Origin of the sequence: Dermacoccus sp. PE3, assembly GCF_001021715.1 — a bacterium.
GTDB classification, from domain to species: Bacteria; Actinomycetota; Actinomycetes; order Actinomycetales; family Dermatophilaceae; genus Dermacoccus; species Dermacoccus abyssi.
In genome coordinates, this window is sequence record NZ_LDCM01000001.1 from 791,685 (window position 1) to 816,407 (window position 24,723).

General features: G+C 68.5%; 25 protein-coding genes. 11 read left to right on the forward strand and 14 right to left on the reverse strand.

The window, feature by feature from the left end:
* Positions 1-23: 23 nt before the first annotated feature.
* From AA983_RS03755 to ahpC, 4 genes are all read right to left on the reverse strand, one after another.
* The gene (locus AA983_RS03755) at positions 24-1,484 is read right to left on the reverse strand and encodes an NAD(P)/FAD-dependent oxidoreductase (RefSeq protein ID WP_047310790.1); all 1,461 of its coding nucleotides are present in this window, start codon (positions 1,482-1,484) and stop codon (positions 24-26) included.
* Positions 1,485-1,513: 29 nt separating this feature from the next.
* Positions 1,514-2,395 (reverse strand): hypothetical protein, encoded by an 882-nt coding sequence (locus tag AA983_RS03760; protein ID WP_047310791.1) that lies wholly within the window; start codon positions 2,393-2,395, stop codon positions 1,514-1,516.
* A 212-nt stretch (positions 2,396-2,607) separates the two neighbouring features.
* Positions 2,608-4,158 carry an alkyl hydroperoxide reductase subunit F gene (gene ahpF / locus AA983_RS03765; protein WP_047310792.1) on the reverse strand — a complete coding sequence of 517 codons (1,551 nt, stop codon included), beginning with the start codon at positions 4,156-4,158 and terminating at the stop codon, positions 2,608-2,610.
* Positions 4,159-4,427: 269 nt separating this feature from the next.
* The gene (ahpC, locus tag AA983_RS03770; RefSeq protein ID WP_047311193.1) at positions 4,428-4,991 is read right to left on the reverse strand and encodes an alkyl hydroperoxide reductase subunit C; all 564 of its coding nucleotides are present in this window, start codon (positions 4,989-4,991) and stop codon (positions 4,428-4,430) included.
* Between the two features lie 35 nt (positions 4,992-5,026).
* Here ahpC and AA983_RS15615 point away from each other — a divergent pair, with 35 nt between their 5' ends.
* Entirely contained in the window at positions 5,027-5,371 is a 345-nt protein-coding gene (locus AA983_RS15615) for a VOC family protein (protein WP_197078931.1), read from the forward strand.
* Between the two features lie 130 nt (positions 5,372-5,501).
* On the opposite strand, the gene AA983_RS03780 is transcribed toward AA983_RS15615, so the two are convergent.
* Complete coding sequence (locus AA983_RS03780) at positions 5,502-6,026, reverse strand: LysR substrate-binding domain-containing protein (RefSeq protein ID WP_052946829.1); 525 nt, start codon at positions 6,024-6,026, stop codon at positions 5,502-5,504.
* Positions 6,027-6,103: 77 nt separating this feature from the next.
* Between AA983_RS03780 and AA983_RS03785 the strand changes: the two genes are divergently transcribed.
* A complete protein-coding gene (locus tag AA983_RS03785) occupies positions 6,104-6,400 on the forward strand; it encodes a hypothetical protein (RefSeq protein WP_197078932.1) in 297 nt (98 codons plus the stop codon).
* 113 nt (positions 6,401-6,513) lie between these two features.
* On the opposite strand, the gene AA983_RS03790 is transcribed toward AA983_RS03785, so the two are convergent.
* The 3 genes from AA983_RS03790 to AA983_RS03800 all read right to left on the reverse strand — a co-directional run bounded on the left by AA983_RS03790 (position 6,514) and on the right by AA983_RS03800 (position 9,556).
* Positions 6,514-7,536, reverse strand: a complete 1,023-nt coding sequence (locus tag AA983_RS03790; protein ID WP_052946830.1) for a metallophosphoesterase — start codon at positions 7,534-7,536, stop codon at positions 6,514-6,516.
* A 203-nt stretch (positions 7,537-7,739) separates the two neighbouring features.
* Positions 7,740-8,666 carry an ABC transporter permease gene (locus AA983_RS03795; RefSeq protein WP_156170147.1) on the reverse strand — a complete coding sequence of 309 codons (927 nt, stop codon included), beginning with the start codon at positions 8,664-8,666 and terminating at the stop codon, positions 7,740-7,742.
* Positions 8,663-9,556, reverse strand: a complete 894-nt coding sequence (locus AA983_RS03800; protein ID WP_047310794.1) for an ABC transporter ATP-binding protein — start codon at positions 9,554-9,556, stop codon at positions 8,663-8,665. Before AA983_RS03800 ends, AA983_RS03795 begins: the two co-directional genes overlap by 4 nt.
* Positions 9,557-9,750: 194 nt before the next feature.
* Between AA983_RS03800 and AA983_RS03805 the strand changes: the two genes are divergently transcribed.
* Positions 9,751-10,350, forward strand: a complete 600-nt coding sequence (locus AA983_RS03805) for a pentapeptide repeat-containing protein (protein WP_047310795.1) — start codon at positions 9,751-9,753, stop codon at positions 10,348-10,350.
* Between the two features lie 67 nt (positions 10,351-10,417).
* On the opposite strand, the gene AA983_RS03810 is transcribed toward AA983_RS03805, so the two are convergent.
* Positions 10,418-11,911 carry a CoA-acylating methylmalonate-semialdehyde dehydrogenase gene (locus AA983_RS03810; protein ID WP_047310796.1) on the reverse strand — a complete coding sequence of 498 codons (1,494 nt, stop codon included), beginning with the start codon at positions 11,909-11,911 and terminating at the stop codon, positions 10,418-10,420.
* 156 nt (positions 11,912-12,067) lie between these two features.
* On the opposite strand from AA983_RS03810, the gene recQ reads away from it, so the two are divergent.
* The gene (recQ, locus tag AA983_RS03815) at positions 12,068-13,918 is read left to right on the forward strand and encodes a DNA helicase RecQ (protein ID WP_047311198.1); all 1,851 of its coding nucleotides are present in this window, start codon (positions 12,068-12,070) and stop codon (positions 13,916-13,918) included.
* A gap of 6 nt (positions 13,919-13,924) precedes the next feature.
* On the opposite strand, the gene AA983_RS14615 is transcribed toward recQ, so the two are convergent.
* Complete coding sequence (locus tag AA983_RS14615; RefSeq protein WP_052946832.1) at positions 13,925-14,422, reverse strand: hypothetical protein; 498 nt, start codon at positions 14,420-14,422, stop codon at positions 13,925-13,927.
* 120 nt (positions 14,423-14,542) lie between these two features.
* Between AA983_RS14615 and AA983_RS03825 the strand changes: the two genes are divergently transcribed.
* The 3 genes from AA983_RS03825 to AA983_RS03840 all read left to right on the forward strand — a co-directional run bounded on the left by AA983_RS03825 (position 14,543) and on the right by AA983_RS03840 (position 16,785).
* A complete protein-coding gene (locus AA983_RS03825; RefSeq protein WP_047310797.1) occupies positions 14,543-15,067 on the forward strand; it encodes a type 1 glutamine amidotransferase domain-containing protein in 525 nt (174 codons plus the stop codon).
* Positions 15,068-15,113: 46 nt separating this feature from the next.
* A protein-coding gene (locus AA983_RS15115; protein ID WP_156170149.1) for an IS5 family transposase occupies positions 15,114-16,008 on the forward strand; the annotation gives its coding sequence in 2 pieces (ribosomal slippage) (positions 15,114-15,464 and positions 15,466-16,008; 894 coding nt in all).
* 57 nt (positions 16,009-16,065) lie between these two features.
* Positions 16,066-16,785 (forward strand): HAD family hydrolase, encoded by a 720-nt coding sequence (locus tag AA983_RS03840; protein ID WP_047310799.1) that lies wholly within the window; start codon positions 16,066-16,068, stop codon positions 16,783-16,785.
* Here AA983_RS03840 and AA983_RS03845 read toward each other — a convergent pair.
* Entirely contained in the window at positions 16,752-17,174 is a 423-nt protein-coding gene (locus AA983_RS03845) for an NUDIX domain-containing protein (RefSeq protein WP_047310800.1), read from the reverse strand. The two genes, AA983_RS03840 and AA983_RS03845, sit on opposite strands and share 34 nt — an antisense overlap.
* A 30-nt stretch (positions 17,175-17,204) precedes the next feature.
* On the opposite strand from AA983_RS03845, the gene AA983_RS03850 reads away from it, so the two are divergent.
* Together AA983_RS03850 and AA983_RS03855 are read left to right on the forward strand one after the other, a co-directional pair.
* Positions 17,205-18,395: an alpha/beta hydrolase gene (locus AA983_RS03850; protein WP_047310801.1), complete on the forward strand. Its 1,191-nt coding sequence runs from the start codon at positions 17,205-17,207 to the stop codon at positions 18,393-18,395.
* 156 nt (positions 18,396-18,551) lie between these two features.
* A complete protein-coding gene (locus AA983_RS03855) occupies positions 18,552-19,874 on the forward strand; it encodes a hypothetical protein (protein ID WP_047310802.1) in 1,323 nt (440 codons plus the stop codon).
* Positions 19,875-19,954: 80 nt separating this feature from the next.
* Here the strand turns inward: AA983_RS03855 and AA983_RS03860 are convergent, their stop codons facing one another.
* Entirely contained in the window at positions 19,955-21,070 is a 1,116-nt protein-coding gene (locus tag AA983_RS03860) for a DUF2332 domain-containing protein (RefSeq protein WP_052946833.1), read from the reverse strand.
* A gap of 334 nt (positions 21,071-21,404) precedes the next feature.
* Here AA983_RS03860 and AA983_RS03865 point away from each other — a divergent pair, with 334 nt between their 5' ends.
* Both AA983_RS03865 and AA983_RS15405 read left to right on the forward strand, forming a co-directional pair.
* Positions 21,405-21,917 (forward strand): GNAT family N-acetyltransferase, encoded by a 513-nt coding sequence (locus tag AA983_RS03865; RefSeq protein WP_231579511.1) that lies wholly within the window; start codon positions 21,405-21,407, stop codon positions 21,915-21,917.
* Positions 21,918-22,210: 293 nt separating this feature from the next.
* Positions 22,211-22,378: a hypothetical protein gene (locus tag AA983_RS15405; RefSeq protein WP_156170151.1), complete on the forward strand. Its 168-nt coding sequence runs from the start codon at positions 22,211-22,213 to the stop codon at positions 22,376-22,378.
* Positions 22,379-22,441: 63 nt separating this feature from the next.
* On the opposite strand, the gene AA983_RS03870 is transcribed toward AA983_RS15405, so the two are convergent.
* Positions 22,442-22,870: a hypothetical protein gene (locus AA983_RS03870; protein ID WP_047310804.1), complete on the reverse strand. Its 429-nt coding sequence runs from the start codon at positions 22,868-22,870 to the stop codon at positions 22,442-22,444.
* A gap of 116 nt (positions 22,871-22,986) precedes the next feature.
* A complete protein-coding gene (locus AA983_RS03875) occupies positions 22,987-24,429 on the reverse strand; it encodes a hypothetical protein (RefSeq protein ID WP_231579512.1) in 1,443 nt (480 codons plus the stop codon).
* Between the last annotated feature and the right edge of the window lie 294 nt (positions 24,430-24,723).

The following is a 24,723-nucleotide window of genomic DNA, read 5'->3' on the forward strand; positions in this document are numbered from 1 at the left end:
GTGGGCGCTTCGGGCAAGGAAAGCTACTTTCGCGTAACTGACGGCGCGAGGGACGGCGCCTCGACGCCGTGGTCGGCGAGCAGTGTGCGCGCGGCATGCCAGCCGCTCATGCCGTGAACGGCCGGGCCGGGCGCCGTCGCGCCGGAGCCGAGATAGACGCCGTCGAGCGGGGTACGCCAGGGCGCGGTCGACACCACGGGTCGCTTCACCATCTGCGCGACGCTCACCGCGCCGCCCGCGAAATCGCCCCCGGCGAAGTTGGGGCTCACCGCCTCGGCGAAGTCGGTGGCCCGCGTCGCGACGCTCGCGAGGACGAGGTCGGAGAAGCCCGGCGCGTACTCCTCGACGGCGCGTGTGACGAGGTCGGTGGCGTCGAGATTGCTGTCGTGAGGCACGTGGAGGTAGGCCCAGAACGTCGCCTTTCCCTCGGGTGCTCGGGTGGGATCGACGACGCTCGGCTGCACCGCAAGGACGTACGGACGCTCGGGCACCCAGCCGCGAGCGACCTGCCGTTCGGCTAGAGCGATCTCGGCGCGCGTTCCGCCGAGGTGGACTGTGGGCGCCTCGCCGAGACGGGCATCAGCCCACGGCACCGGCCCGGCGAGCGCGAAGTCGACCTTGCTCACACCGCGCCCGTGCCGGTAGCGGCGCAGGGCCCGCGCGTACTTCGCGGGCAGGCGTTCTCCGGTGAGATCGAGGAAGGCGGGTACACCGACGTCGAGGACGCAGGCGTCGTACTCGTCGAGTTCGTCGAGGTCTGTCACCCCGCGATCGAGCACGATGCGTCCACCGTGCGCCTCGAGATCGGCCGCGAGAGCGTCGACGATGGCCTGTGAGCCGCCAACGGGAACGGGCCACCCGGCCGCGTGGGCCGTGGCAGCAAGGAGGAGCCCGCCGCCGGCGAGCGCCGGGCTGGGGTGTCGGCCGATGGCGTGAGCCGCGCAACCGGTGAGCATAGCGGGCGCGATCCTCTCCGCGAACCGGGCGTTCCAGGCGGGGGTGCCGGCCTCGGCGACGCGGGCGGCAAAGATCGTGGCGGCCACCGGGTCGCGCGGCACGCGAAGCAACGAGTTGAGCGTGAGATCGACCGTTCCGGCGAGGTGGTCGACGACCGGCCCGAGGAAGGCTCGGTACGCGCCGCCGTCACGGCCGATCGCGTCGGCGGCCCGGTCGAGATCGCGGTACCCGAAGCCGCTACGGCCGTCGGGCAGCGGGTGGGCGAACGACATCTCCGGGACGGCGATGTCGATGCGGTCGGCGAGCCCGAAGGACTGGAAGAAGGGGCTCGCGAGCGCCATCGGGTGCACCGCGCTCGCAAGGTCGTGGCGAAACCCTGGGAGGGTGATTTCGCGGGTGGCCGCTCCCCCGCCGAGCCAAGCGTTGCGTTCGAGGACGTCGACGGCGAGGCCGGCGCGCGCGAGCGTCACCGCGGCCGCGAGGCCGTTGGGCCCCGACCCGACGACGGCGACCCGGCTGATGCTCATGGCGTCAGGATGTCAGGTCGCGAGGGTGTTCAGCGGCGACGAATGATCTGGGTGGCGTCCGGGTCGTCGGGGTCGCTCGACTCCGGGGAGTACGGGCTCTCCGGGTCGAGGTGGCGGCCGGTCGGCATCGCGCGGGTGCGTCCGTCGTCGCCGCGCAGACTTCCGCGTGACGGCTGTGGTTGCGTCGCGGTGTAGCCGTCGTCCTCGTACCAGCGGGTCGAGTTGGGGCGGTCGTCGAAGTCGGAGAACTCGTCGTAGCGCACGGCGTCGGGCTCACCGCCACCGAGCGGGAGGTCGGCCTGGGCGGCGGGCGTCGCTGCTGCGGGTTCGCCGTACAGCGCGGCGTCCTTGCGCTCGCGACGGGCGCGCGCCTTGCCACGCAAGAAGCGGTAGATGCCGACGAGGAGCGCGAGCGCCCCACCGATGAGCAGCCCGATGGCGAGACCCGTCCAGTTGTCGACGACGTCCTGGCTCGAACAGCTGCGCTTGAGCTCGGGGTAAAGATCCTGGATCGTCTCGATCCCCGGTGGGAGCGCGAGGAGGAACGCGATGCCGAGGAACTTGCGCCAGAATCCGTCGAGGAGCATGACGCCGACACCGGCGGGGAAAAGCAGCCAGACATTCGGCGGCCGGGAGCCGGAGCTGAACCAGTAGTCACGGGCGAGCGGGCGCCAGATCGACCAATCGCACCCCGCCGCCGGGATCCCGAAGTAGTCGTTCTTGACCGGGCTCAGCGTGACGACGGCCGCGACGACGAGGCACCACACGACGAGCGCGAAACCGACTCGGTCGGCGTGCGAGCGGCGTCGGGCGAAGAGGAAGAAGGACACCAGCGCGAGGAATGCTCCGACGACGATGGCCGGGCCCGTCCACGGCAGGGCCTTGAGGATGAGGCGGAACTGTTCGAGCATGCGTTACGCCTCCTGGCCGTGCGTGTCGGGATGTTCACCCGGTTCCCGGGAGACAGGCCACGGTAGCAACGACGCGTGACCTTCCCGTTATGCGGCGCGCGGGGTGGGCGTCATCAATCACGCACGAAGGGCCGAAACCTTCCCTTCTTGTGCGCAAGCGGTGTGCTTGGGCACACGAGGGGAACGTTTCGACCCTTGTGGTGCGGGCTGCGTCAGACGCGGATGCTCGCGTCGAACGCGCCGAGCGCGGCCGTGGCGCCGGAACCCTCTGCGACGACGATCTGCTTGTAGGGCTCGGTCGTCGCGTCGCCGGCGGCGAAGATCGCCGGGTCGGAGGTGCCGCCGCGGGCGTCGACGACGATCTCCTTGCGCTCGTTGAGCTCGACGACGCCGTCGAGGAACTCGGTGTTCGGCAGGAGACCGATCTGGACGAAGACGCCTTCGACGTCGAGCTTCTTCGTCTCCCCGCTCTCGCGGTCGGTGTACTCAAGGCCGGTGACGGCCTTGCCGTCGCCGAGAACCTCGGTCGTCGCAGCGGACATGACGATGTCGACGTTCGGCAGCGACTTCAGCTTGCGCTGCAGCACCTCGTCGGCGCGCATGGTGTCGAGGAACTCGAGCACGGTGACGTGGCCGACGACGCCGGCGAGGTCGATGGCGGCCTCGACGCCGGAGTTACCGCCGCCGATGACGGCGACCTTCTTGCCCTTGAACAGGGGGCCGTCGCAGTGCGGGCAGAACGTGACGCCCTTGTTGCGGTACTCCTCTTCGCCCGGCACGTTCATGCGGCGCCAGCGGGCGCCGGTGGCGAGGATGAGCTGCTTGGCACGCAGGGTGGCGCCGGTCTCGGTCGTCACCTTCTTGAGGTCGCCGTCGTCCTCGATGCTGGCGACGCTCTGGCCCTTCATGACGTCGATCTCGTACTCGTGCAGGTGCTGGTCGAGCGCCGCGGCAAGCTTGGGGCCCTCGGTGTACGGCATCGAGATGAAGTTCTCGATGGCCATGGTGTCGAGCACCTGGCCGCCGATGCGGTCGGCGACGAGGCCGGTGGAGATGCCCTTGCGTGCGGTGTAGACCGAGGCCGCCACACCGGCGGGGCCACCGCCGACGACGAGGACGTCGAAGGCGTCCTTGGCGCTGAGCTTCGCGGCGGCCTTGGCGTCTGCGCCGGTGTCGAGCTTCGAGATGAAGTCCTCGATCGTCATGCGGCCCTGACCGAACACGTCGCCGTTGAGGTAGACCGTCGGCACAGCCTTGATGTCACGCTCTTCGATCTCGTGCTGGAAGGCGCCGCCCTCGATGGCGATGTGGTGGATGTTCGGGTTGATGACGCTCATGGCGTTGAGCGCCTGCACGACGTCGGGGCAGTTCTGGCAGGAGAGCGACATGTACGTCTCGAAGCGGAACTCGCCTTCGATGTCGCGGATCTGCTGGGCCTGCTCGTCGCTGATCTTGACGGGGTGGCCGCCGACCTGGAGGAGTGCGAGCACGAGCGAGGTGAACTCGTGGCCGAGCGGCAGGCCCGCGAAGTGGACGCCGACATCGGTGTCGCGGCGCGCGATTTCGAAGGAGGGGCGGCGCTCGTTCTCGTCGGTGCGCGAGTAGGAGACGAGGTCGTGGAGTGCCTCGATCTCCTTGAGGAGCTCTTCGGTCTGCTTGGACTTGTCGGAGTCGTCGAGGCTGGCGCGCAGTTCGACGGGCTCGCGAAGGTTGCCGAGCAGCTGCTTGAGCTGGGCGGTCATGTTCTGGTCGAGAACGGCCATGGGGTGCCTCCTGGGAGTCGGACGGGCGTCGCTCGCACGTCACGACGTGAGGCGAGCGGGGAGTCGGGTCGGGAGTGGGAGTCGGCGAGAACCTGGGGGGCGTTCTCGCCAGCTTCCACCCGCGGCCCGGGGGACGGGGGGTGGCGGCGGGCGCGGAAGGGGTGACCGCGCCCGTCGTCACCGGCTTGGGGTGCGCGATGAGCGAGCCGCGAGGCTGAGAGCCCGAACTTGCGAGGGGTTCAGCCCCGCGGCTCCGCGAATCGCAACGGTCAGATCTTGCCCACGAGGTCGAGCGAGGGGGCCAGCGTGTCTTCGCCCTCTTCCCACTTGGCGGGGCAGACCTCGCCCGGGTGGTTGCGGATGTACTGGGCGGCCTTGACCTTGCGGACGAGCTCGGCGGCGTTACGGCCGATGCCCTCGGAGGTGACCTCAGTGAACTGGATGACGCCGTCGGGGTCGACGAGGAAGGTGCCGCGGTTGGCGAGGCCCTCGTCTTCGCGCAGGATCTCGAAGTTGCGCGAGATCTGGAGCGTCGGGTCACCGATCATGGCGTAGTTGATCTTGCCGATCGTCTCGGACGAGCCGTGCCACGCCTTGTGCGTGAAGTGGGTGTCGGTGGAGACGGAGAAGACCTCGACGCCGAGCTTCTGCAGCTCGTCGTAGTAGTCGGCGAGGTCGCCGAGCTCGGTCGGGCAGACGAACGTGAAGTCGGCCGGGTAGAAGAAGAAGATGCTCCACTTGTCGGCGACGTCGGCCTCGGAGACCTCGACGAATTCGCCCTGCTTGAAAGCGGTGGCCTTGAACGGCTTGATGGTCGTGTTGATGAGCGACACGTCATGCTCCTTCGCGTTGGGGATCGGCGGCGAGCGTGGCGCCGCCGCAAGCATTCCTTAACTGGAATGACTCCACTTTAGCCTATCTGGTCGCCCTGTCCAACAGCGGGCCGCGTGAACATCGCGTGAACGACCCGCCCCCCCTCGCGGCGCGCCCCGAGTTCTCAGGCCGACGGCTGTGTGCACATCTGCGATTCACGGTCACATTCGTCGGCGACGGCGGCATGGTCGCGACGGGCGATCTGCGCACCCATCGCGAGGCGCTTCTCGATGCGGGAGCCGAGCATCATCGGGGGCCGCTCACGATCGGCGGCGGGCGCAGCATCTGCCAGCTCGTCGATCCGTTCGGCGGAGTCTTCGGCCTGGACGGCCCGCCCTGACGCCCAGCGCGTCCGAACATCGTCCGGAAACGCGTCAGGCACGACGCGTTCTCGGGCAATGAGCGCCGCACACCCGTTCACTGCAGGCCCTCACGATCGACGCGCCGTCGAGACACGGCTCAACCTTTCGTCACGCGATCCACGACAGGCCGAGCAGCGTCTGCACGACCTCCTCGACGGCGGCCGGGCGCGGCGGTGCGCCGTACGTCGCGACGTGCAGTTCTCGGCCCGCACCGACAACGGAGTGCGTGACGACGCCTGGGTTGCGGTGGCCCGCGAGCGCGAGTGCAGACAGCAACGTCACCCCGAAACCCGCTGCCACGAGAGCTTGTACGGCGACGACGTCGTCACTGGCGAAGCCGATGTCGGGCTCGATTCCGACGGAGGCGCACAGGTCGAGCAGCCCTGTGCGGCAGCGCTCGCAGCCCGCGATCCACCGGTCGTCGGAGAACCTTCGCAGTTCTTTTGACCGCAGGCCCGTCGCCTCCCGCTCGCCGGAGGCGCGCCCCTCCGCGATCGTGCCGCCAACCGAACGAGATGGTTCGACGAGGTGCAACGCGTCCCACCCGAGGTGCTCAACGGTGACGTCGTCATCGAAGTGCTGCCCGGAATAGGCGAACGTGATGGCGACGTCGACCTGCCCCGAGCGCAGCAACGCGGCGGCTTCCGGCGGTTCGACCTCGACGATGTGAGGCGGAAGTCTCCCAAGAGGCCAACACCCGCGTCAGCGGGTTGGCCACGGGATGCGCCTTCGCCACGCCGCAGAGCGTCCTGCGCGGCTCGCGCGGCACGGCAGGCAATGTCGGACTCGCCGCGTTCGAACTCGTGCCGGACGACGCCATCGACGACGCCGCGCACCTGCTCGCCACCCACGCCCACCTGCTCGCCGAGGGCGCCGCAGCTGCGTCACTCGCAGGGCTACGTGCTCGTCAGAAGCGGGACGGGGAAGCGCAGGGCGGTTCGGTCGCCGTCGTCGTCACGGGTGGCAATGTCAGCACTGACGAGTGGAAGCGGCTCGCGAGCCGGTGACGCGTCCCTCGACGGAGCGCCCCAGGCCATGGGAGCGAAACACCCTCGGTGGGAGCCTTGCGACGCTCCCACCGAGGGTGTCCTGCTCCCGTCGGCGCAGATGCTCCCGTCGGTCAGCCGGCCTGCGTCCGGTAGGGGACGCGGCTCCACTCGAGGACTGCGGGTGAATCGGTCACACTCACCTTGAGCCAGCCCTTGTTGTTGTCCGAACCGTCCACCGTGATGCGGGTGAGGTTGTTCGCGCTGACCTTGACGCCGTAGAACGAGAGCCACCGCGAGCCGCTCGCCAGCGGCCGGTCGCTGGTGTAGACGTGCGAGTCCCCGTTGATGAGGTAGACGGGGCCATGGAACGCGTTCGACTGCTTGACGAGTTCGGCGACAAGTGGCGTGAACGCCGTGTTGTTCTCGTGCGGCACGTCGTACGTCGGGTCAAACATGTCCGCCTGGAGAGAGACCGCGACGGCGCGGGACTTGTGCTTCTTCGCGTCGGCGAACGTCGAGCGCAGCGCCGCCAGGTTGGTGTTCATCCGCGCCTTCTGCTCGGCAACCTGCGCGGGCGTCGCCGCCTTCTCGCCGATACCGGTCCACGGTGCGAGGTCGTCGTTCGACCCGACGACGTGCAGCGCGGCGAAGCTCACCTTCGCCTTGCGCCACGTCACGATCTCCGGGAAGGCGCGGTTGACGCCGTCGATGTGCTGGGGGCGCCCGTTCGTCGTGTTGTTCTTCGCGAAAAACGTGGAACGGACGGCAGAGAGGCGCTCCAAGGGGTTGTACGAGCCGTTGTTCGGGCGGTGGCAGTCGGTCCACTCGTTGTCGCCGGGGGTGTAGACGAGCGGGTCGCGGAAACGGTCGAACTGCTTCTTGATCGAGGCGAAGTAGCTGTCGTCGCAGCGCGTCGAGCCGTTCTTGATGTCGCCGACGTGCTGAACGAGTCGCACGTCGGGGTCGGCGTTGATCTCGTCGACCCACTTCGGGAACGCCTCGATCTGCGCCTGGCCGTAGGGGACGTCACCGATGACGGCGAAGGTGTAGCCCGCCTGATGCTTCGCGCCGTCAGAGGCCGCAACCGCCTGAGTGGGAGCCATGCCTGCGAGGCAGGCGAGAGCAGCAAGGGCGGCCGGGGTGCGATGTTTCACGTGAATCCTCCAAGTCAAGGTGCGGGCAGCCCCTGCATCCCACGCCTCCGACCTGACGACGGCGAGTCGCCGGCGCGAACGGGACATGAACGACTCGGGCGATGGGAGCGAAACACCCTCGGTGGGAGCGCCGTGACGCTCCCACCGAGGGTGTTTTGCTCCCGTCGGCGACCGAGGCCCGCCGGACGGTCAGTCGACCTGGGTCAGGACGACTTCACCTCTCGCTTGTTGAGGCGGATGAATCCGATGACCATCGGAACCACGAGCCACAGCACGTGCGCGACGGCGAACTTCGCCCACCCTTCGTTCGACATCGTGCCTTCGTAGAGCGGCTGCGTCGTGAGGTTGAGGTCGATCCACTCACCGACCGTGCGCATCGTCTCGCCGAACGACGTCACGATGCTCACGAGGATCGGAATGAACAGGTACGAACAGATCGCGGCCGGGGTGTTCTGGAACGCCAGACCGAACGCGATACCGATCGAGACGGCGATGAGCTGCGCGAGCACGTTGCCGCCCACCGAGCCCCACGACATCGACCAGTTGGCGTCGTGACCGAACACGGCCTGCGCGATGAAGGTCGTCAACGCGCCGATGGCGAAGGCGAACGCGATGGAGAGCGCACCGAACAGCAACCCCACGGCCCACTTCGCGAGGACGACACGGGAGCGTCGCGGCTCGAGCGTGAACGTGACGAGCGCCGTGCGCTGCGACCACTCACTCGTCACGGTGAGGATGCCCAGGATCGGCAGGAGGAAGCCCATCGGGATGCCTGCGGCGGCAACGAAGTTGCCGAACTCCGGCGACGTCCGACGCCCGTTCACCATCACGGCGACGGACGCGATGATGATGAGGACGCCCATGGCGATGAGGAGCCACTTGCCGGCGCGCGTGTCGATCATCTTGCGCATCTCGACGGCGAAGAGGCGCCCGAAGGAGACCGGGGAGGTGCGGCCTTCGTCACCGAGGCGCCTCGGAAGACGTGAGTGCGCCGGAGCTGCACTGCCCTGCTGCGGCGCGGGCTGCCCGCCCTGCGCCTGCATGTGCGGAGCGCCCGCCATAGCGGGCTGCTGCTGCGGCGGGTAGTGCGCTCCGCCCTGCGGCTGGTTCGGGTTCATGGGGGTGCTCATCGCGCAACCTCTCGGGAGTCGGCGGCGGTCAGGTTGAGGAACATCTCTTCGAGGCCGGAGCCGCCGGCCTGGCCGAGCTGGACGAGGACGATGCCGTTCGCGGCAGCGACCTTGCCCACCTCGATGGGTTCGGCCGGCGTGTGGATGCCGGTCTGCGTGCGCTGCACGGGAATGTTCGCGGCCTGCAGCGCGGAGGCGAGGGCAGCGTCGTCGGTGCTGTGGGCGTTGGTGCCCGCACCGCGCAGCAGCTCCTGCTTCGTGCCCTGACGCACGATGCGGCCGCGGCCGATCATGACGAGGTCGTCGGCGATCTGCTCGACCTCGTGGAGCAGGTGGCTCGACAGGAGCACGGTGCCGCCACGCTCGGCGTAGGAGCGCAGGAGGCCACGCATCCAGCGGATACCGGCCGGGTCGAGGCCGTTGGCCGGCTCGTCGAGGATGAGCACCTCGGGGTCACCGAGCAGCGCGTGCCCGATGCCGAGGCGCTGACGCATACCGAGCGAGTAGTCGCCCACGCGACGCTTCGCCTCCGGCGGCGTGAGGCCGACGACGTCGAGAATTTCGTCGACGCGGTCGGTGCCGAGGCCCATCGTCTTGGCACCGAGCGTGAGCACCTCACGGCCGGTGCGTCCGGCGTGCTGAGCACTCGCGTCGAGCAGGACACCGACGTGGCGCCCCGGGTTCGTCAGTTCGTCGTACTTCTTTCCCAGGATGGTGGCGTGGCCGCTCGTGGGCGGCGTCAGCCCCGTCATCATGCGCATGCACGTCGACTTACCGGCACCGTTCGGGCCGAGGAAGCCGGTGACTCGGCCCGGCTCGGCCTTGAAGGTGACGTTGTCGACGGCCACGGTTCCCCCGTAGCTCTTGGTCAACGCCTCTACTGTGATCATGCTCCAAACCCTAGGCACCTGACGCTGCGTGAGCCCTGAGGGACATCCCCCATTTCGACCCTTCGCCGAAAATTCATCCTCAGGGTGGACACGGCGTCATCCTCAGGGTGGACCCGCGACGGCGCTCGACGATCTTTGAGTACGAGAGTGACTCCCCTGTCACGCTCATACCCAAAGACGAAACAATGTTTCGCATGGTCGACTCCTCGCTCACCGAGAACGAACGCTTCGTCGAAGTGGACTTCTACGACACCGATCTCGACGGCCGTCGCTTCGTCTCCTGCCGCTTCAACGGCTGCGACTTCACGGAGAAGACGATGGCCGCCACGGTGTTCGAGGGGTGCGCGTTCTTCAACTGTCGGTTCAACGACGCGCAGCTCGAGCAGGTCGCGTTCACCGGGTGCACGTTGAGCGACTGCGGGTTCTTCATGGCGACGCTCGCCGGGTGCAAGCTCTCGGGTTCGACGTTCGCCGACTGCTCGTGGACCCACGCCGTCGTCCGCGGTGGGCAGTGGCCGATGGTGACGATGCGCCAGGCGAAGCTCGACGGGCTCGACCTGTCGGACGTGCGCTTGGCCGAGGCCGATCTCAGCGAGTCGTCACTCAAGCGCGTCGTCTTCGACGACGCCGACCTCACCGGCGCGACGCTGCGCGGCTGCGACCTGCGCGAGGCGGACCTGCGCGGCGCGAGGGTCGACAGCGTCAACCTCGCCGGGGCCCGCTTCGGCAACACACGGATGGACGTCGACGGGGCGCTGGCCGTCGCAGTGGCGCAGGGCATCGTCATCGGTTGAGAGACGACGCCCTGGACACACGTCGTCGCACGAGCGGACGTTCCACCCGTGCGACGACAGTGCTCACTCAGTGCGTCGGGAAGCCCAGGTCGACCTGGCTCTCGGTCGGCTCCGGCCAGCGCGACGTGACGACCTTGCGGCGCGTGTAGAAGTTGAACGCCTCGGGGCCGTACATGTGTGTGTCGCCGAAGAGCGACTTCTTCCAGCCGCCGAAGCTGAACGAGCCGACCGGCACGGGGATGGGCACGTTGACGCCCACCATGCCCACCTCGATGGCGTACTCGAACTCACGCGCGCTCTTGCCGTCACGCGTGAAGATGGCGACGCCGTTGGCGAACTGGTTGTCGTTGACGAGCTTCACGGCCTCCTCGAAGGTGTCGACGCGCACGACCGACAGCACGGGCCCGAAGATCTCCTCGTCGTAGACCTTCATGCCGGGCCGCACGTTGTCGACGAGGCTCGTGCCGATGAAGAAGCCGTCGCCGTCGAAGGTCTTCTCGCGGCCGTCGACGACGACCGTGGCCCCCTCACCGGCGGCGCCCTCGACGTAGGAGGCGACGCGGTCACGCGCCTCGGCGGTGATGAGGGGGCCCATTTCCGAGGCTTCGTCGGTGCCGTCGCCTATGGTGAGCTTCTTCATGCGCTCGGCGATCTTCTCGACGAGCGGGTCGGCCACCTCGCCGACGGCGACGAGGACGGAGACCGCCATGCAGCGCTCGCCCGCGGAGCCGTACGCGGCGGAGACGGCGGCGTCAGCGGCGCCGTCGAGTTCGGCGTCGGGCATGACGACCATGTGGTTCTTCGCGCCGCCGAGTGCCTGAACCCGCTTGCCCTTGCCCGCTGCTCGCTCGTAGATGTACTGGGCGATGGGGGTGGAGCCGACGAAGGAGACGGCCGCGACGTCGTCGTGGTCGAGGATGCCGTCGACGGCTTCCTTGTCACCGTTGACGACGTTGAGCACGCCGTCGGGAAGACCGGCTTCGCTGAACGCCTCGGCTAGCCAGAGGGCCGCTGAGGGGTCGCGCTCGCTCGGCTTGAGGATGACGGTGTTGCCGGCGGCTATCGCCGTCGTCACCATCCACAGCGGCACCATGGCGGGGAAGTTGAAGGGCGTGATGCACGCGACGACGCCGACGGGCTGGCGCACGGAGTGAACGTCGACGCCGGTCGAGATCTGCTCGGAGTAGTCGCCCTTGAGGTGGTGCATGAGGCCGGCGCAGAACTCGACGTTCTCGAGGCCGCGCGTCACCTCGCCGGCGGCGTCGGAGACGACCTTGCCGTGCTCACTCGTGATGATGCGGGCGAGTTCGTCGCTGCGCGCCGTGATGATCTCGCGGAGCTTGAACATGACGGCGGTGCGCTTCGTCAGACCCGTGTCGCGCCAGCCGGGCAGCGCGGCGCGGGCGGCCGCGACGGCCGTGTCGAGTTCACCGGGCGACGCGAGCGCCACCCGTCCGGTGACCTGGCCGGTGGCGGGGTTGAACACGTCGCCCTCGCGACCCGATTCCCCTGCGACCCGTGCTCCGTTGATCCAGTGCCCGATCTGCGTGACGTCTGCCATGTGAGCGCTCCCTTCCTCGTCGTTTCGACCCTATGACGGGGCAGTGCGGGCGCGGGGCGAGCGCAGCGACCGAAATCCGCGTCGTCCGGGCGCCAGCGCGCCGTGGGGCTCCCCCGTAGGCTGGCCGCGATGTCCCACCAGAGCGAGCCCGACGCCATGCCTGCCGCGAACACCCCTCCTGCTGCACCAAGCGCTGCCCGCGAGGTGCTGCAACGCGTGTGGGGGTACGACGACTTCCGCGGTGATCAGGCGGCCGTCGTCGACGAGCTCATCGCCGGGCGCGACGCTCTCGTTCTCATGCCGACCGGTGGCGGCAAATCGCTGTGCTACCAGGTGCCTTCGCTCGTGCGGGAGGGGACGGGCGTCGTCATCTCGCCGCTCATCGCGCTCATGGCCGACCAGGTGGACGCCCTCTCGGCCCTCGGCGTGCGCGCCGGCTTTCTCAACTCGACGCAGCTGCCCAACGAGCGGGCGGCCACCGAGCAGGCCCTCCTCGCGGGCGAGCTCGACCTGCTCTATCTCGCGCCCGAGCGACTCCTCGTGCCCGAGACGCAGCGGCTGCTCGACAACGCGCGCATCGCCCTGTTCGCGATCGACGAGGCGCACTGCGTCTCGCAGTGGGGCCACGACTTCCGGCCCTATTACCTGCGGCTGTCGATGCTGCACGAGCGCTGGCCCGGCGTGCCGCGCGTCGCCCTCACCGCCACGGCCACCGACGCCACGCGCCGCGAGATCGCGACCCGCCTCGAGCTCGAGGACGCGCGGCACTTCGTTGCCGACTTCGACCGGCCGAACATCACGTACCGCATCGTCGCGAAGGATTCGCCGCAGCAGCAGCTCCTCGCGTTCCTGCAGGCGGAGCACGCGGGAGACTCCGGCATCGTCTACTGCCTTTCGCGGGCGTCGGTGGAGAAAACGGCGGCGTTCCTCGAGAGCAAGGGCATCCCGGCCCTGCCGTACCACGCGGGCCTCGATCGTCAGGTGCGCGCGGCCAATCAGTCGCGCTTCCTGCGCGAGGACGGCCTCGTCATGGTGGCGACGATCGCCTTCGGCATGGGGATCGACAAGCCCGACGTCCGGTTCGTGGCCCACCTCGACCTGCCGAAGTCGGTGGAGGGCTACTACCAGGAGACGGGGCGCGCGGGACGTGATGGCCAGCCGTCGACGGCGTGGCTCACGTACGGGCTCGCCGACGTCGTGCAGCAGCGCAAAATGATCGCGGCGAGTGACGGCGACGCCGCGCACCAGCGCAACCTGGGGCGCCACCTCGACGCAATGCTGGCGCTCTGCGAGACCGTCACCTGCCGACGCGAGCAGTTGCTCGCCTACTTCGGGCAGCCGGACACCGGCCCGTGCGGCAACTGCGACACCTGCCTCGAACCGCCGAAGACGTGGGACGGCACTATTCCGGCACAGAAGCTGCTGTCGACGGTCGTCAGGCTCGACCGACGCGGGCAGCGTTACGGCCCAGGCCATCTCATCGACATCCTGCTCGGGCGCGAGACAGAGCGTGTGGTGAAACTCGGCCACACCGACCTCACGACATTCGGTATCGGCACCGAACTCGAGGAGCGTGGGTGGCGCGGCGTCGTTCGGCAACTGCTGGCGGCGGGCCTGCTCGACGTCGAGGGCGACTACGGGATGCTCGGGCTGACGGAGGCGTCGGGCACGGTGTTGCGCGGGGAGCGTCAGCTCGCGATGCGCACGGAGCCGGAGCGACGCAAGACCCGATCGAGCTCCGGTGGTGGCAAGAGTGCGAAGGCGACTGCCGATCTGACGGGCGCCGAGGCGGAACTGTTCGAGCAACTGCGCGCGTGGCGCGCCGCCACGGCGAAGGAGCAGGGCGTGCCCGCGTACGTCGTGTTTCACGACGCCACGCTGCGGGCCATCGCGACAGCGGCTCCGACGACGATCGTCGCGCTCGGAAAGATAAGCGGCGTGGGCGCCGCAAAGCTCGACCGCTACGGTCCGGGAGTGCTCGAGACGGTGGCGGCGGCCACCAGCTGACGCGGCTCAGGCCCGCGCTGCTGTTTTCGCTGTCTCCCAGCCACCGAAATGCTGACGGACGGCCGCGCCGCTCGGGCGTTTCGCACCTTCGGACGAGCGCGCCTTCACCCACACGATGTACTGCGCGAACGAGTCCGACGTCACGGATCGGTTGTCGCCATCCGCTGCAGCGTCAAGGAATTCGGCGACAGCGGAACGGTAGTCGTCGTCGCTGAACGAGCCGGTTCCACGGGTTCGGCCCGAGTTCGTCGTGAGGCCGAGGCTCGTCATGGCCGTACTCCACGAGCCGTTGCCCAGGCGCTTCATGAGGGTCTGCGATGTCGGCGGCCAGATCGCAACGCCCGGTTTCGCGACGATGCGCTTCTCTGCAAGGTAGTCGGCCCGAGCCGAGTCGTACTGCGCGGCCGACAGCGAACGCTCCCCCGGCGTCGGCGACTGCCCGACGGCGCGCTCGTGAAGGAGGCGATAAGCCGCCTCGGGGGTCTCGTCACCGTCTGCATTCACCGTGCCATTGTGCGCCGCCCGCCCACGATGCGGAGCGCTCGCCCCGCACGACCGCGGCCGCCCGCAACTCCACCCGTGCGGGCGTTGGCGTGCCCCGCACTGTCCGATTACGTTGGAGACATGGCAAAGATCGCTTTTCTCACCGCATCCGAAGGCATCGAAAAGGTCGAGCTGACCGAGCCCTGGAAGGCCGTCACCGACGCCGGTTTCACCGCCGAACTGCTCTCCCCCGAGAGCGGCGAGGTCCAGCTGTTCAACCACCTCGACAAGGCTGACACGCAGAAGGTCGACATCGAGGTGTCGAAGGCGAACGTCGACGGCTACGCCGCGCTCGTGCTGCCCGGCGGCGTCGCCAACCCTGACGCGCTGCGCCTCGACGAGGACGCCGTCACCTTCGTCAAGAACTTCGTGGCGTCGGGCAAGCCGGTCGCCGCGATCTGTCACGCACCGTGGGTGCTCGTCGAGGCCGACGTCGCGCGCGGCAAGCGCCTCGCGTCGTTCCCGAGCCTGCAGACCGACATCCGCAACGCCGGCGGCGAGTGGGTCGACGAGACGGTCGTCGTCGACGGCAACCTCATCACGAGCCGCAACCCCGACGACCTGCCCGCGTTCAACAAGGCCATCCTCGACGCGGTCAAGGCCTAGGGCGTGTCTGACAAATGTTGCTAGCGGGGTCTGAAACGATCGTGGTGTGTCACGTTTTCAGGTTCTCTCAGACGCCCAGTGGTCGCTGATCAAGCAGTTACTACCGCGCCCTGCAGGCAAGCTAGGCCGGAAGTTCTCCGACGCGCGCACGATGGTCGAAGGCATCGTGTACCGCTACCGCACCGGCATCGCCTGGCGTGACCTTCCCGAGGTGTACGGGCCGTGGCAGACGGTGTGGACCTGGCACCGGCGCCTCGCCCACGACGGCACCTGGGACAAGATCCACTCCGAATTGACCGCTGCTGCCGACGCGGCCGGCCTGATCGACTGGTCGGTGTCGGTCGGCTCGACCATTGCTCGCGCCCATCAGCACGCGACGAACACGACGCGCCTCACAGGGGGCTGGATCGAGTTACAAGAATCCGGGCACCGAGCCGCCTGAACACGCCGTTGGCCGCTCACGCGGCGGGCTGTCGACGAAGATCCACCAGCTCGTCGACGGCCACGGCAGGTCCTTGGTGACGCTGTTGACGCCCGGGCAGGCGGGCGACTCGCCCATGCTGTTGCCCTTGCTGAACGAGTTGCGCGTCGCGCGCACTGTAGGCCGCCCACGCAGTCGCCCGGATGCAGTGCGCGGCGACAAGGCTTACTCCTCACGGGCGATCCGTGCCCACCTACGCTCGCGTGGGATCAAGGCCGTCATCGCTGAACCCGACGACCAGAAAGGTCACCGGCGTCGGCGCGGCTCACGCGGCGGTAGACCGGTGAACTTCGACGCCGTCGACTACAAGAACCGCAACGTCATCGAACGCAGCTACTGCCACCTCAAACAATGGCGCGGCATCGCGGCGCGTTACGACAAACACGCGCTGATCTACCGCGCGGCCATCGTCCTGCACTCCGTCATCACCTGGACGAAGGCTTTGTCAGACATGCCCTAGGCCTGACTCCGCGCTGAGAACCCTGACGACGTCGGTGCCACCCGCTACTGTCGCGGTGTGCGCACCGACGTCGTCGTTTTCGACCTCGACGGCACTCTCGTCGACCACGAGGGCGCCGTCGTTCGTGCGCTGCACGACTGGCTCCCCCGTATCGGAGTAGCCCCCGACGCGGTACCCCCGCTCGTCAGCACTTGGTTCGCCACCGAGGAGCGGCACTTCGCCTCATGGCGCTCCGGCGAGATCAGTTTCGCCGAGCAACGCCGTCGGCGACTGCGCGACGTGCTTCCCCTCATCGGACGCTCCGTCCCCGACGACGCCGAGTTGGATCGGATCTTCGAGGACTTCCTCCACGCCTACGAGCGCGGATGGCGCGCCTTCGACGATGCCATCCCCTGCCTCGACACCCTTGCCGCCCACGGCCTCCGCCTCGCCGTCCTGACCAACGGCACGGAACTGCAGCAGACGGAGAAGCTGCGACGCACTGGCCTCGACGGCTACGTGGAGCGCGTCTTCACCGCCGAAGGTCTTGGCGTCGCCAAGCCGCGGCCTGAGGCCTACCTCCAAGTCTGTGCCGCGCTGGGGGTGGAGCCGTCACACACGCTCCACGTCGGCGATCACCCCGACCTCGACGTGCGTGCTCCGCGAGAGGTGGGCCTGCAGGTGCTTCATCTCGACCGCCATGACACCCATCTCGAGTCGCCACGCATCAGCACCTTGCGCGATCTCCCGAGGCTTCTGGATGGTCAGTCGAAAATCGCCGGGACGGCGTTGAACTGAAGCATTGGCGCGAGCAGGACGCCGGGTGGCGGGGTGCGCAGTTCGGCCTCGGTGAACCAGCGCAGCTCGTCGATCTCCGCCGCGACGGCAGGCACCTGCGTCAGGACGCCGCGGTAGGTGAAGACGTGCGACTCCAGCGCGTGGCCCGGCTCATTGGCGGCGTCCGACGAGAAGCGGCCGAGGGCGTCGAGGTCGTCCGGCGTGACATCGAGCCCCAGCTCCTCGTCCACCTCGCGCGCCGCCGTGTCGCTGAACTCCTCGCCCGCCTCCGGCTTCCCGCCGGGCAGCATGAACCGCTCCGTGCCGCGCTTGCGGACGGTCAAGACGCGCCCCTCGGCGTCCCGAAAGACGACGGCGGCAACCCGGATCAACAGCGAATTCGAGGACATGCACCGAGGCTATCCGGCACAGTGAAACCCATGGCCGAGCGTCCTTCCACCCCGTACCGTCCCTCCGCAGCCGAACGCGCCGAGCGTCGCGCCTTCGAAGCGCTCCTCGCGCTCCCGAAGTCGGCGCGCAAACGCGCCGCAGGGCGCCCTCACGTCGTCGACGGCGGCGCCCTCGACCCCGACATCGCGACCGGCCTCAAGGTGCTCGGCCGCGTCGGCGGCAAGGAACTCGACGAGCGCACCATCGACGACGCCCGCACCGCCCTTGCCGCCGAATCCTGGATGTTCGCAGGCGAACCCGCCGACGTGGCGTCGGTCGAACAGGTGACGATCGACGGCGCAGCGCACGGCGCTGACGGCGACATCCCGGCCTTCCTCTACCGCCCGAACCCCAGCCCCGTCACCGTCGTGGGCAAGCACGCCGACGCCGCCCGCACTCCCGGCACAGCCCGTCCCTGCGTCGTCTACTTCCACGGCGGCGGCTGGGTGCTCGGATCAGCGCAGACCCACGACGCCGTGGCCCGCGCCCTGTGCGCCGACGGCGAGGTCATCGTCCTCAACGTCGACTACCGCCGCGCCCCCGAACACGTCTTCCCCGCCGCGGTCGACGACGCCGTCGCCGCCTTCCGGTGGGCCCACGCCAACGCCGAACGCCTCGGCATCGACCCGGAGCGCATCGCCGTGGCGGGCGACTCCGCGGGCGGCAACCTCTCCGCCGTCGTCGCCCAGGAAACGACGCGCCACGGTGGCCCCAAGCCCGCCCTGCAGATGCTCTTCGTGCCCGTCACCGACCTCACGCTGCCGCGCTCCGACAGCTACGAGCGCTTCTCCAGCGGCTACTTCCTCACCCGCGCCAACATGGACTGGTACGAGGCCACCTACCTCACCGGCAGCCCGACGCTCGGTGGGAGCAGCGACGTCGATATCGACGCTCTGCGCGCCGACCCCCGCGTCTCCCCGCTGCGCGCCACCGACCTCGACGCGCTCGTCGCCGCGGGCCTTCCCCCGGCCTACGTCGCGGTGGCCGGGTTCGACCCGCTGCGTGACGAGGGCATCGCCTACGCGCGGATGCTCGAGCGCGCCGGCGTCGCCACCACCCTGCGGGTCCACACCGACGCCGTGCACCCGTTCATCAACATCCTCGCCACGGATCTCGGACGCCGCTGCATGGCCGAAGCCGTCGGCGCGATGCGGACGGCGCTCGGCGTCGACCCCGCCTGAGCCACCACCTCACTGGGCAGACTTTCCTGCCGTTGGGTCGTCACAGACACTGCCCAGCCGCAGGAAAGTCTGCCCAACCCGTTTCTCGGACGCTCCGCGGCCAGAGGCATCACCCCAGAGTGAGAACGGTTTTCATTATGAGTTAGTGTTCCATCCATGAACACCACAACGCATCTGCGCGCACTCGCCCTGACGGCCACCGCAGCCGTCGCCCTCTCCGCCTGCGGCAACTCGACGCCGTCCGCCGGGTCATCGAAAACCTCGACGCCGTCATCGACCACCGCGACGGCGCCCGTCGGCAGCAACGAGAAGGAGACCGCCACCGTCAACCCGCGCGTGCTCCTCTCGCACGACCAGGGCCTCACGCTGCTCGACGCCGAGACCGGCAAGACGCTCAAGGAGACGAAGAAGCCTGGCTTCCTGCGCCTGTCGAACGCCGGGGACGGTCGGCACGTCATGGTGAGCGACGCCGACGTCTTCCGCGTCTTCGACGTGGGAATCAGCAGCCAGCCCCACGGCGACCACAAGCACAACTACACGTACGAGCCCGGCCTCGCCGAGCGGACGTTTGCCGCGCCGAAGGCCGGCCACGTCGTGCCACACGCCGGCAAGGTGTCGCTGTTCTCCGACGGCGCGGGCACGATCCAGACGCTCGACGCCGACCAGGTCGGCTCGAAGACCGTCGAACCGCACACGGCGAAGACGAAGGCCCCGCACCACGGTGTCGCCATCGCGCTGCCCGACGGCACGATGGTGCACACCGAAGGCACGAAGGACGCGCGCAAGAGCATCGTCGCGACGAAGAACGGCAAGGAGATCGCCCGCACCGACGACTGCGAGGGCGTCCACGGCGAGGCGGCACCGCACTCCGAGGGCGACGACGTCGCCGTGTTCGGCTGCGAGAGCGGCCCCGTCGTCTACCGCGACGGCGACTTCCACAAGGTGAAGGTGAGCGGGTACGTGCGCAACGGCAACCTGGCCGGCTCGCACGAGTCGCCCATCGTGCTCGGCGACCACAAGACGAAGAAGATCGACGACGAGAACGCCGAGGCCGAGCACCCGACGAAGGTGGCGCTCATCGACTCGCGCAACGATTCACTCACCACGGTCGAGCTGGGCTCGTCGTACTGGTTCCGCTCCCTTGCGCGCGGCCCGGAGGGTGAGGGGCTCGTGCTGACGTACGACGGCAAGGTCAACGTCATCGACGTCGAGACCGGCAAGGTGACCAAGCGCATCGACGCGATCAAGCCCTGGAAGGAGAAGAAGGACTGGCAGGAGCCCGGCCCGGCCATCAAGGTCGCCGGCGACAAGGCCTACGTCACGGACGCGGAGAACAAGGAACTCGTCGTCATCGACCTCGAAAGCGGCAAGGTCGCCAAGCGCATCTCGCTCGCGAACACTCCGGTCGAGATGGCTGTAGTCGACGGTGTCGCCGAGGCGCCGGCCCACAAGGAAGCACACGAGGGCCACGCGCACTGACGGGCGGCGCCGGCCGGTGATCCGTCCGCTGGCTCGGGACGAACTGGGGTCGTCCCGAGCCGGCGCCGGTCACCTGGCACTCACCCAGCGAGGAACTCGATGGCCTGACCGTGCGGCCCGACGAGGGCGCGGGCGACCCCGTCGACCGCAAGAACGAAGCGCCCCGCCGGCACCTCAACGCCCTCCGGCACCGTCTCCGCAATGCCTGGCATGACGCCCGGGCCCTCGTTGCTGATCCACGTGAAACCACCCGGCCGCGAGGCGATTTCACGCATCCGGTCGGCGAACTCGGCTCGGGTGGCCTCGTCGGTGTACGCGAGCACGGCGGAGTGGAACAGCACGAGAGGAAGCTCGTCTGGCACCTGGCGCAGCAGCTCGTCGAGGTCGTCGACGACGTCACCCCTCACGACAACCGGCCGCTCGCCGGGGTGCGTGCCGAGGTGGCCGCGCACCGTGGCGATGCACCCGCGCAGTCGCTCGGCCCGCGTCGTCTGCCCGGGCCAGACGAGCGCCTCGAGCCAGCGAGCGTTGTCGCGCGCCTTCGCGGAATCGCTGAGGACGTCGAGGGGGTTGAGGTCGAGGCCGCCGCGCCAGGCGACGAGGGGTAGGCCCATCGGGAGGTCGAACTGCGCCCCGGACACTGCGGTCGCGAGTTCAGGCGAACCCGCACCGACGCGATCGGCAACCCCGTCGGCCGCATCGAAGCGGTAGGCATAGAGGTCGGGGAAGAGCGCCAGCCCCGCCGAGCAACCCACCTCGACGAGAGCGATCGGACGACCCTGAGCCGCCTCGACGACGAAGGGCAGGAGGGTGGCGCAGCGTCCGGCTTCGTTGGTCTGCGTGGCGCGCCCACGGACGACGCGCTCGACGGCGTCCCAATGTTCGACCATCCACGTGACGAAGGCATCCGCGCCGGTTTCGGGCGCATTCAGGTAGCGCGCCGCACCGAGCACGAGGTTGGGCTGACGCTTGGCGGCAGGGAGCGTTTCGATGCGTGCGAGCAAGGTGTCGTCGCGAGCGATCGCACCCGAAACTTCCTCGTAGAGAGGAGAATTGCCGCGAGCTTCTCGTTCACCGAAGCGGGCGTAGGCAAGGCGCGTCTCGGCTTCCAGGCCTGTCATCTGCGTGATGCCCTGCCGCTGCGCGTCCGCCTCACTCACGTGCACTCTCGTGGCCTCGGGCCGCTGACCGTCCATGGTGAACCTCCTCCGTTTCCCTGATCGTGCACCCGCAGACCTGGACGATCCAGATCCGCCATCGCGCAAGAAGGGCGCTTCTTGCCGCCGGAGCAACGCCGTGTGGGCGGCGCCTCAGACAGGGTGACTTCTGGCAGAGGGGCTGATAGCGGCGGCGCGCGGCCGGCGTGGGCACCCTGCCTTGAAGATGCGGGCGCCGTCACCCCCAGCGACCCATACGGCGACGAGTCTCCAGCTGCGACACGGAGAGCCCACCGCGGCGTCCCGCAAAGGGGATGCCCCGACGACCCGTGCGAGCCACACTGGTCGCATGCTGCCTCGGAAGGTCCCTACGATGGAGTCTGGGCGGGTGCGCCTGCGTCCGTGGCGACTGGACGACGTCGGGGTCGTCCAGTCCGTCGCCGACGATCCACTCATCCCCCTCATCACGAGTGTGCCGGCATCGGGAACGCTCGCGGATGCCGAGGCTTTCGTTCGCCGTCAGCAGGGCCGTCTCGACAGGGGCGTCGGTTACGCCTTCGCCATCGCGCTGCGCGAAACCGACGAGGCAGTGGGGCACATCGGACTGTGGACCCAGCATCTCAACGAGGGCCGTGCGACGACCGGCTACTGGATGGCTCCCTCTCACCGTGGCAGCGGTCTGCTCACGGAAGCCCTTGGGGTACTGAAGGATTGGGCTATGGCACATGAGGAGATCGCCCGACTCGACCTTTTCGTCGAGCCGTGGAACGAGGGCTCTTGGCGCGCCGCTGAGACGTGCGGGTTCGTGCGCGAGGGACTCCTGCGCAACTGGCAGCGTGTGGGCGACGAGCCGAAGGACATGTTCGCCTACGCGATCACACGCTGAGCGAGCCTTTCCGGGACGCTGGATGGCTTGTTCGGCCGAAGATGCTGCAAACGTTCAACGCATCTTCGGCCAAACGCGCCACCCTCGTCGCGCCCCCTCGAATCGTGCTGCCGACGCTTGGTGTGATTGACTCCTCGTAGAGCGAGCAGCCGATGACGCACTCAGCGCCCGCCCCGCTCACGATCCCCTTCCGCGCACCGCGCGATCTCGGATCACGTCACATCACCGCTGGGACCACTCGTACCGCGAACCCGCGACGCCGCGACTGCCCAGCCCACTCGAAGGATTTTCGAATGACTGTTGCCAACCCGTTCAGCCTCACCGTCGTCACGACCGCCGAGACGGCGGACGCTGGTCGCGAAGCCGCGATCACCCCCGTCACGCCGTACGACACTCTCTGTGCGGACGCCACCCGCCCGGCCGCGTTCAACCTCACGTTCCGCGAGCCCACCGCCGCCTGAGCAGCATCCCGCAAGACACAGCAGGGCCGGTCACACCTCAGGTGTGACCGGCCCTGCTGTCGATCAGGAACGGATCTGCTTCCACAGCTCGGCGTTGTGCTCGTTCATTGCCCAGACGCCGCCGGCCGTGCGGATGGGCCAACGCACGTCGTCGCCGACCCGGCCGCGCATCCAGCGCGTCACGGCCCCGAAGCGGTTCTGGAGGGTGAGGCCCTTCTCGCCGAGCTGTTCGCCGATCTCCCCGATCGTCATCGAGGTCGGTGAGGCATCGGCGAGCAGTGTGAGCACGTCCGCGAAGCTCCGGACGGACGAGGCATCCGAGTCGGCGATGAGCTGCAGATCGTCGAATGACCAGTCGCGGCCGGCTTCGTCGTCACGCTCATCCACCGCAGGCTTCTCGGCCTTTGCCGGGCTCGCCTGGTGCTCCGCGATGAGCCGGTAGACAGCGGGAACGAGTTCCTCGGGAACCGGAACGGTGATGTAGGTGGTCATGGCACGCACTCCTCGAGCGCTAGGTGTGGGCGTCCTGGTGGGCACTCATGACACGAGACTATATTAAGACTCTTGCAAGTGTCGACAAGAGTCTTGGTTGGTTCTCTCTCTGTTACTCAATCTTCGTCCGAGTCCCGGGTATAGGCAGCGGCACGAGTGATGTCGTCCTCCTCGAGACCGGCGCCGACGGCACCACCGAGCGTCGCGAGCGACGCCGTCATCCACGCGATGTCGACGATGCGGGAGACGCCCCACTCCTGGTCCGAGAGCTGTTTGAACGACGCAGCGTCGAGCAGGAGGAACGCAGCTGCGAGCGCCAGCACGAACACCGCGAAGTAGAACACGCTCACGCCGATCGTCATCGTCAGCACGGTGGCGACGTTGAACAGGGTCACCTGTTCGCGCTCACCGCGGCGGCGCGGCTTCTCCCACAGGCGTGCGCCGACGATGAGCGAGGCCGTCACGGCCGCGATCGCGATGAGCGACAGCAAACCGAGCCGGAACGGGCCGTAGTTGCTCGCCAGCACCCAGATGTCGGGCGTGATGAGCATGAGCGCGCCGGCGGCCGCCGTCACGGCGATGAGCTGGGTGAGCCGGAGCGCCAGCGTCAGCGGACGGTTGGCGCGCACCAATCCCAGCAGGACGCCGACGTTGCCGCCGAGGACGCGCGCCGCGAACTGCGCGGGGTTCTCACCCTCGTGGGCCTCGGTGTCCTCGGCACGCTGCCACGCACGGCGCACGATGTCATCGACGGAGTCGTCGCCGTCGAAGTCGAGGATCTCCTCGACGAGGCGCAGACACGCCTTGCGGACCTTCCCGGCAACCTGCACCACGCCCAGGGCCGGCACGACGACGAGGCCGACACCGTGCACCGGGGAGAGCTTCGTCTGGACGACGCGGCGCCCGTCCTTGAGCGGCAGGTCGGTGAGGACGAGCACGAGATCCCAGTTCTCGTCGAGCATCCGATCGCGCGCGGTCTCCATGAGGTCCAGCGGTGTGACGGGCGGTTCCTCGAGTCGGTCATCGACGACGACGAGGTTCCAGTCGATCTGCCCGTATCGCTGCGACAGTTCGGCCCTGATGTCGTCACCCACGGTCTCGTGGGCCAGCGACTTCACGCCCGGGGAGACCACGACGCCGACGTCGAGGCGTGGTCGGTTCCCGTTCTGCGCGGTGGCGTGCTGGCCGGCCGAGACAGCGTCGGTGGATTGCTTGGGTACTGAGGCCGTCGCGTCCACTGCTGACCCTGGGACCTCGTGGCCGGGAACGACGGCCCGATCGCCGTCGACACGATGCGGAGCCGGTCCGTCAGCCGCAGCGTTCTGCGGTACGGCAACAGTGGCGTCCTGTGGCTGGTCAACGCGAGGAATCTCGCCAGCGCTCTCCGTGAAGAAACGATCGCCCAGGCTCGCCCCGCGTGGTGCGTCCCCACCACCGTCGGAGTGCTCGCGCAAATCGTGAACGGGGAGGGCCTGTGTCGCGTCGTCGTGACCCCCCACGTGGTCGCCGAGACGCGTGGCGCCGCGAGGCGTTCGACGCCCGTCCTGTGATTCGTTCATCCGCACATTGTTCCCCGGCGTCCGTCGAGGCCCAAGCGCGCCCGCTTGCACCGATCAACGCCCACCGTTGGGAGTTCTGCACCGACCCAGCGATGCCGTCACCGCAGAACGCACGATTTTGGGAGTTTTGCACCGAACCGGTGATGCGGTCGACGTAGAAGTCACCATCTTGGGAGTTCCCCAGCGACCCGACGACGAACGACGGACCCGGACGCGTGCAAGCGTCCGGGTCCGTCGTGAGAAGTCGGCCGTAGAGGCATCGAGTGCCCTCGGGTGCGAGATGATCGCGCCCCA

Coding starts and splice junctions, on each gene's coding strand:
- AA983_RS03860 (WP_052946833.1), bottom strand. CDS start 21,070: ATGGACGGTCAGCGGCCCGAGGCCACGAGAGTGCACGTGAGTGAGGCG.
- AA983_RS03870 (WP_047310804.1), bottom strand. CDS start 22,870: ATGACCACCTACATCACCGTTCCGGTTCCCGAGGAACTCGTTCCCGCT.
- AA983_RS03810 (WP_047310796.1), bottom strand. CDS start 11,911: ATGGCAGACGTCACGCAGATCGGGCACTGGATCAACGGAGCACGGGTC.
- AA983_RS03755 (WP_047310790.1), bottom strand. CDS start 1,484: ATGAGCATCAGCCGGGTCGCCGTCGTCGGGTCGGGGCCCAACGGCCTC.
- AA983_RS03875 (WP_231579512.1), bottom strand. CDS start 24,429: ATGAACGAATCACAGGACGGGCGTCGAACGCCTCGCGGCGCCACGCGT.
- AA983_RS03850 (WP_047310801.1), top strand. CDS start 17,205: ATGGCCGAGCGTCCTTCCACCCCGTACCGTCCCTCCGCAGCCGAACGC.
- AA983_RS03845 (WP_047310800.1), bottom strand. CDS start 17,174: ATGTCCTCGAATTCGCTGTTGATCCGGGTTGCCGCCGTCGTCTTTCGG.
- recQ (WP_047311198.1), top strand. CDS start 12,068: ATGCCTGCCGCGAACACCCCTCCTGCTGCACCAAGCGCTGCCCGCGAG.
- AA983_RS15405 (WP_156170151.1), top strand. CDS start 22,211: ATGACTGTTGCCAACCCGTTCAGCCTCACCGTCGTCACGACCGCCGAG.
- AA983_RS03825 (WP_047310797.1), top strand. CDS start 14,543: ATGGCAAAGATCGCTTTTCTCACCGCATCCGAAGGCATCGAAAAGGTC.
- AA983_RS03760 (WP_047310791.1), bottom strand. CDS start 2,395: ATGCTCGAACAGTTCCGCCTCATCCTCAAGGCCCTGCCGTGGACGGGC.
- AA983_RS03805 (WP_047310795.1), top strand. CDS start 9,751: ATGGTCGACTCCTCGCTCACCGAGAACGAACGCTTCGTCGAAGTGGAC.
- AA983_RS03855 (WP_047310802.1), top strand. CDS start 18,552: ATGAACACCACAACGCATCTGCGCGCACTCGCCCTGACGGCCACCGCA.
- ahpF (WP_047310792.1), bottom strand. CDS start 4,158: ATGGCCGTTCTCGACCAGAACATGACCGCCCAGCTCAAGCAGCTGCTC.
- AA983_RS03800 (WP_047310794.1), bottom strand. CDS start 9,556: ATGATCACAGTAGAGGCGTTGACCAAGAGCTACGGGGGAACCGTGGCC.
- AA983_RS03865 (WP_231579511.1), top strand. CDS start 21,405: ATGGAGTCTGGGCGGGTGCGCCTGCGTCCGTGGCGACTGGACGACGTC.
- AA983_RS03795 (WP_156170147.1), bottom strand. CDS start 8,666: ATGAGCACCCCCATGAACCCGAACCAGCCGCAGGGCGGAGCGCACTAC.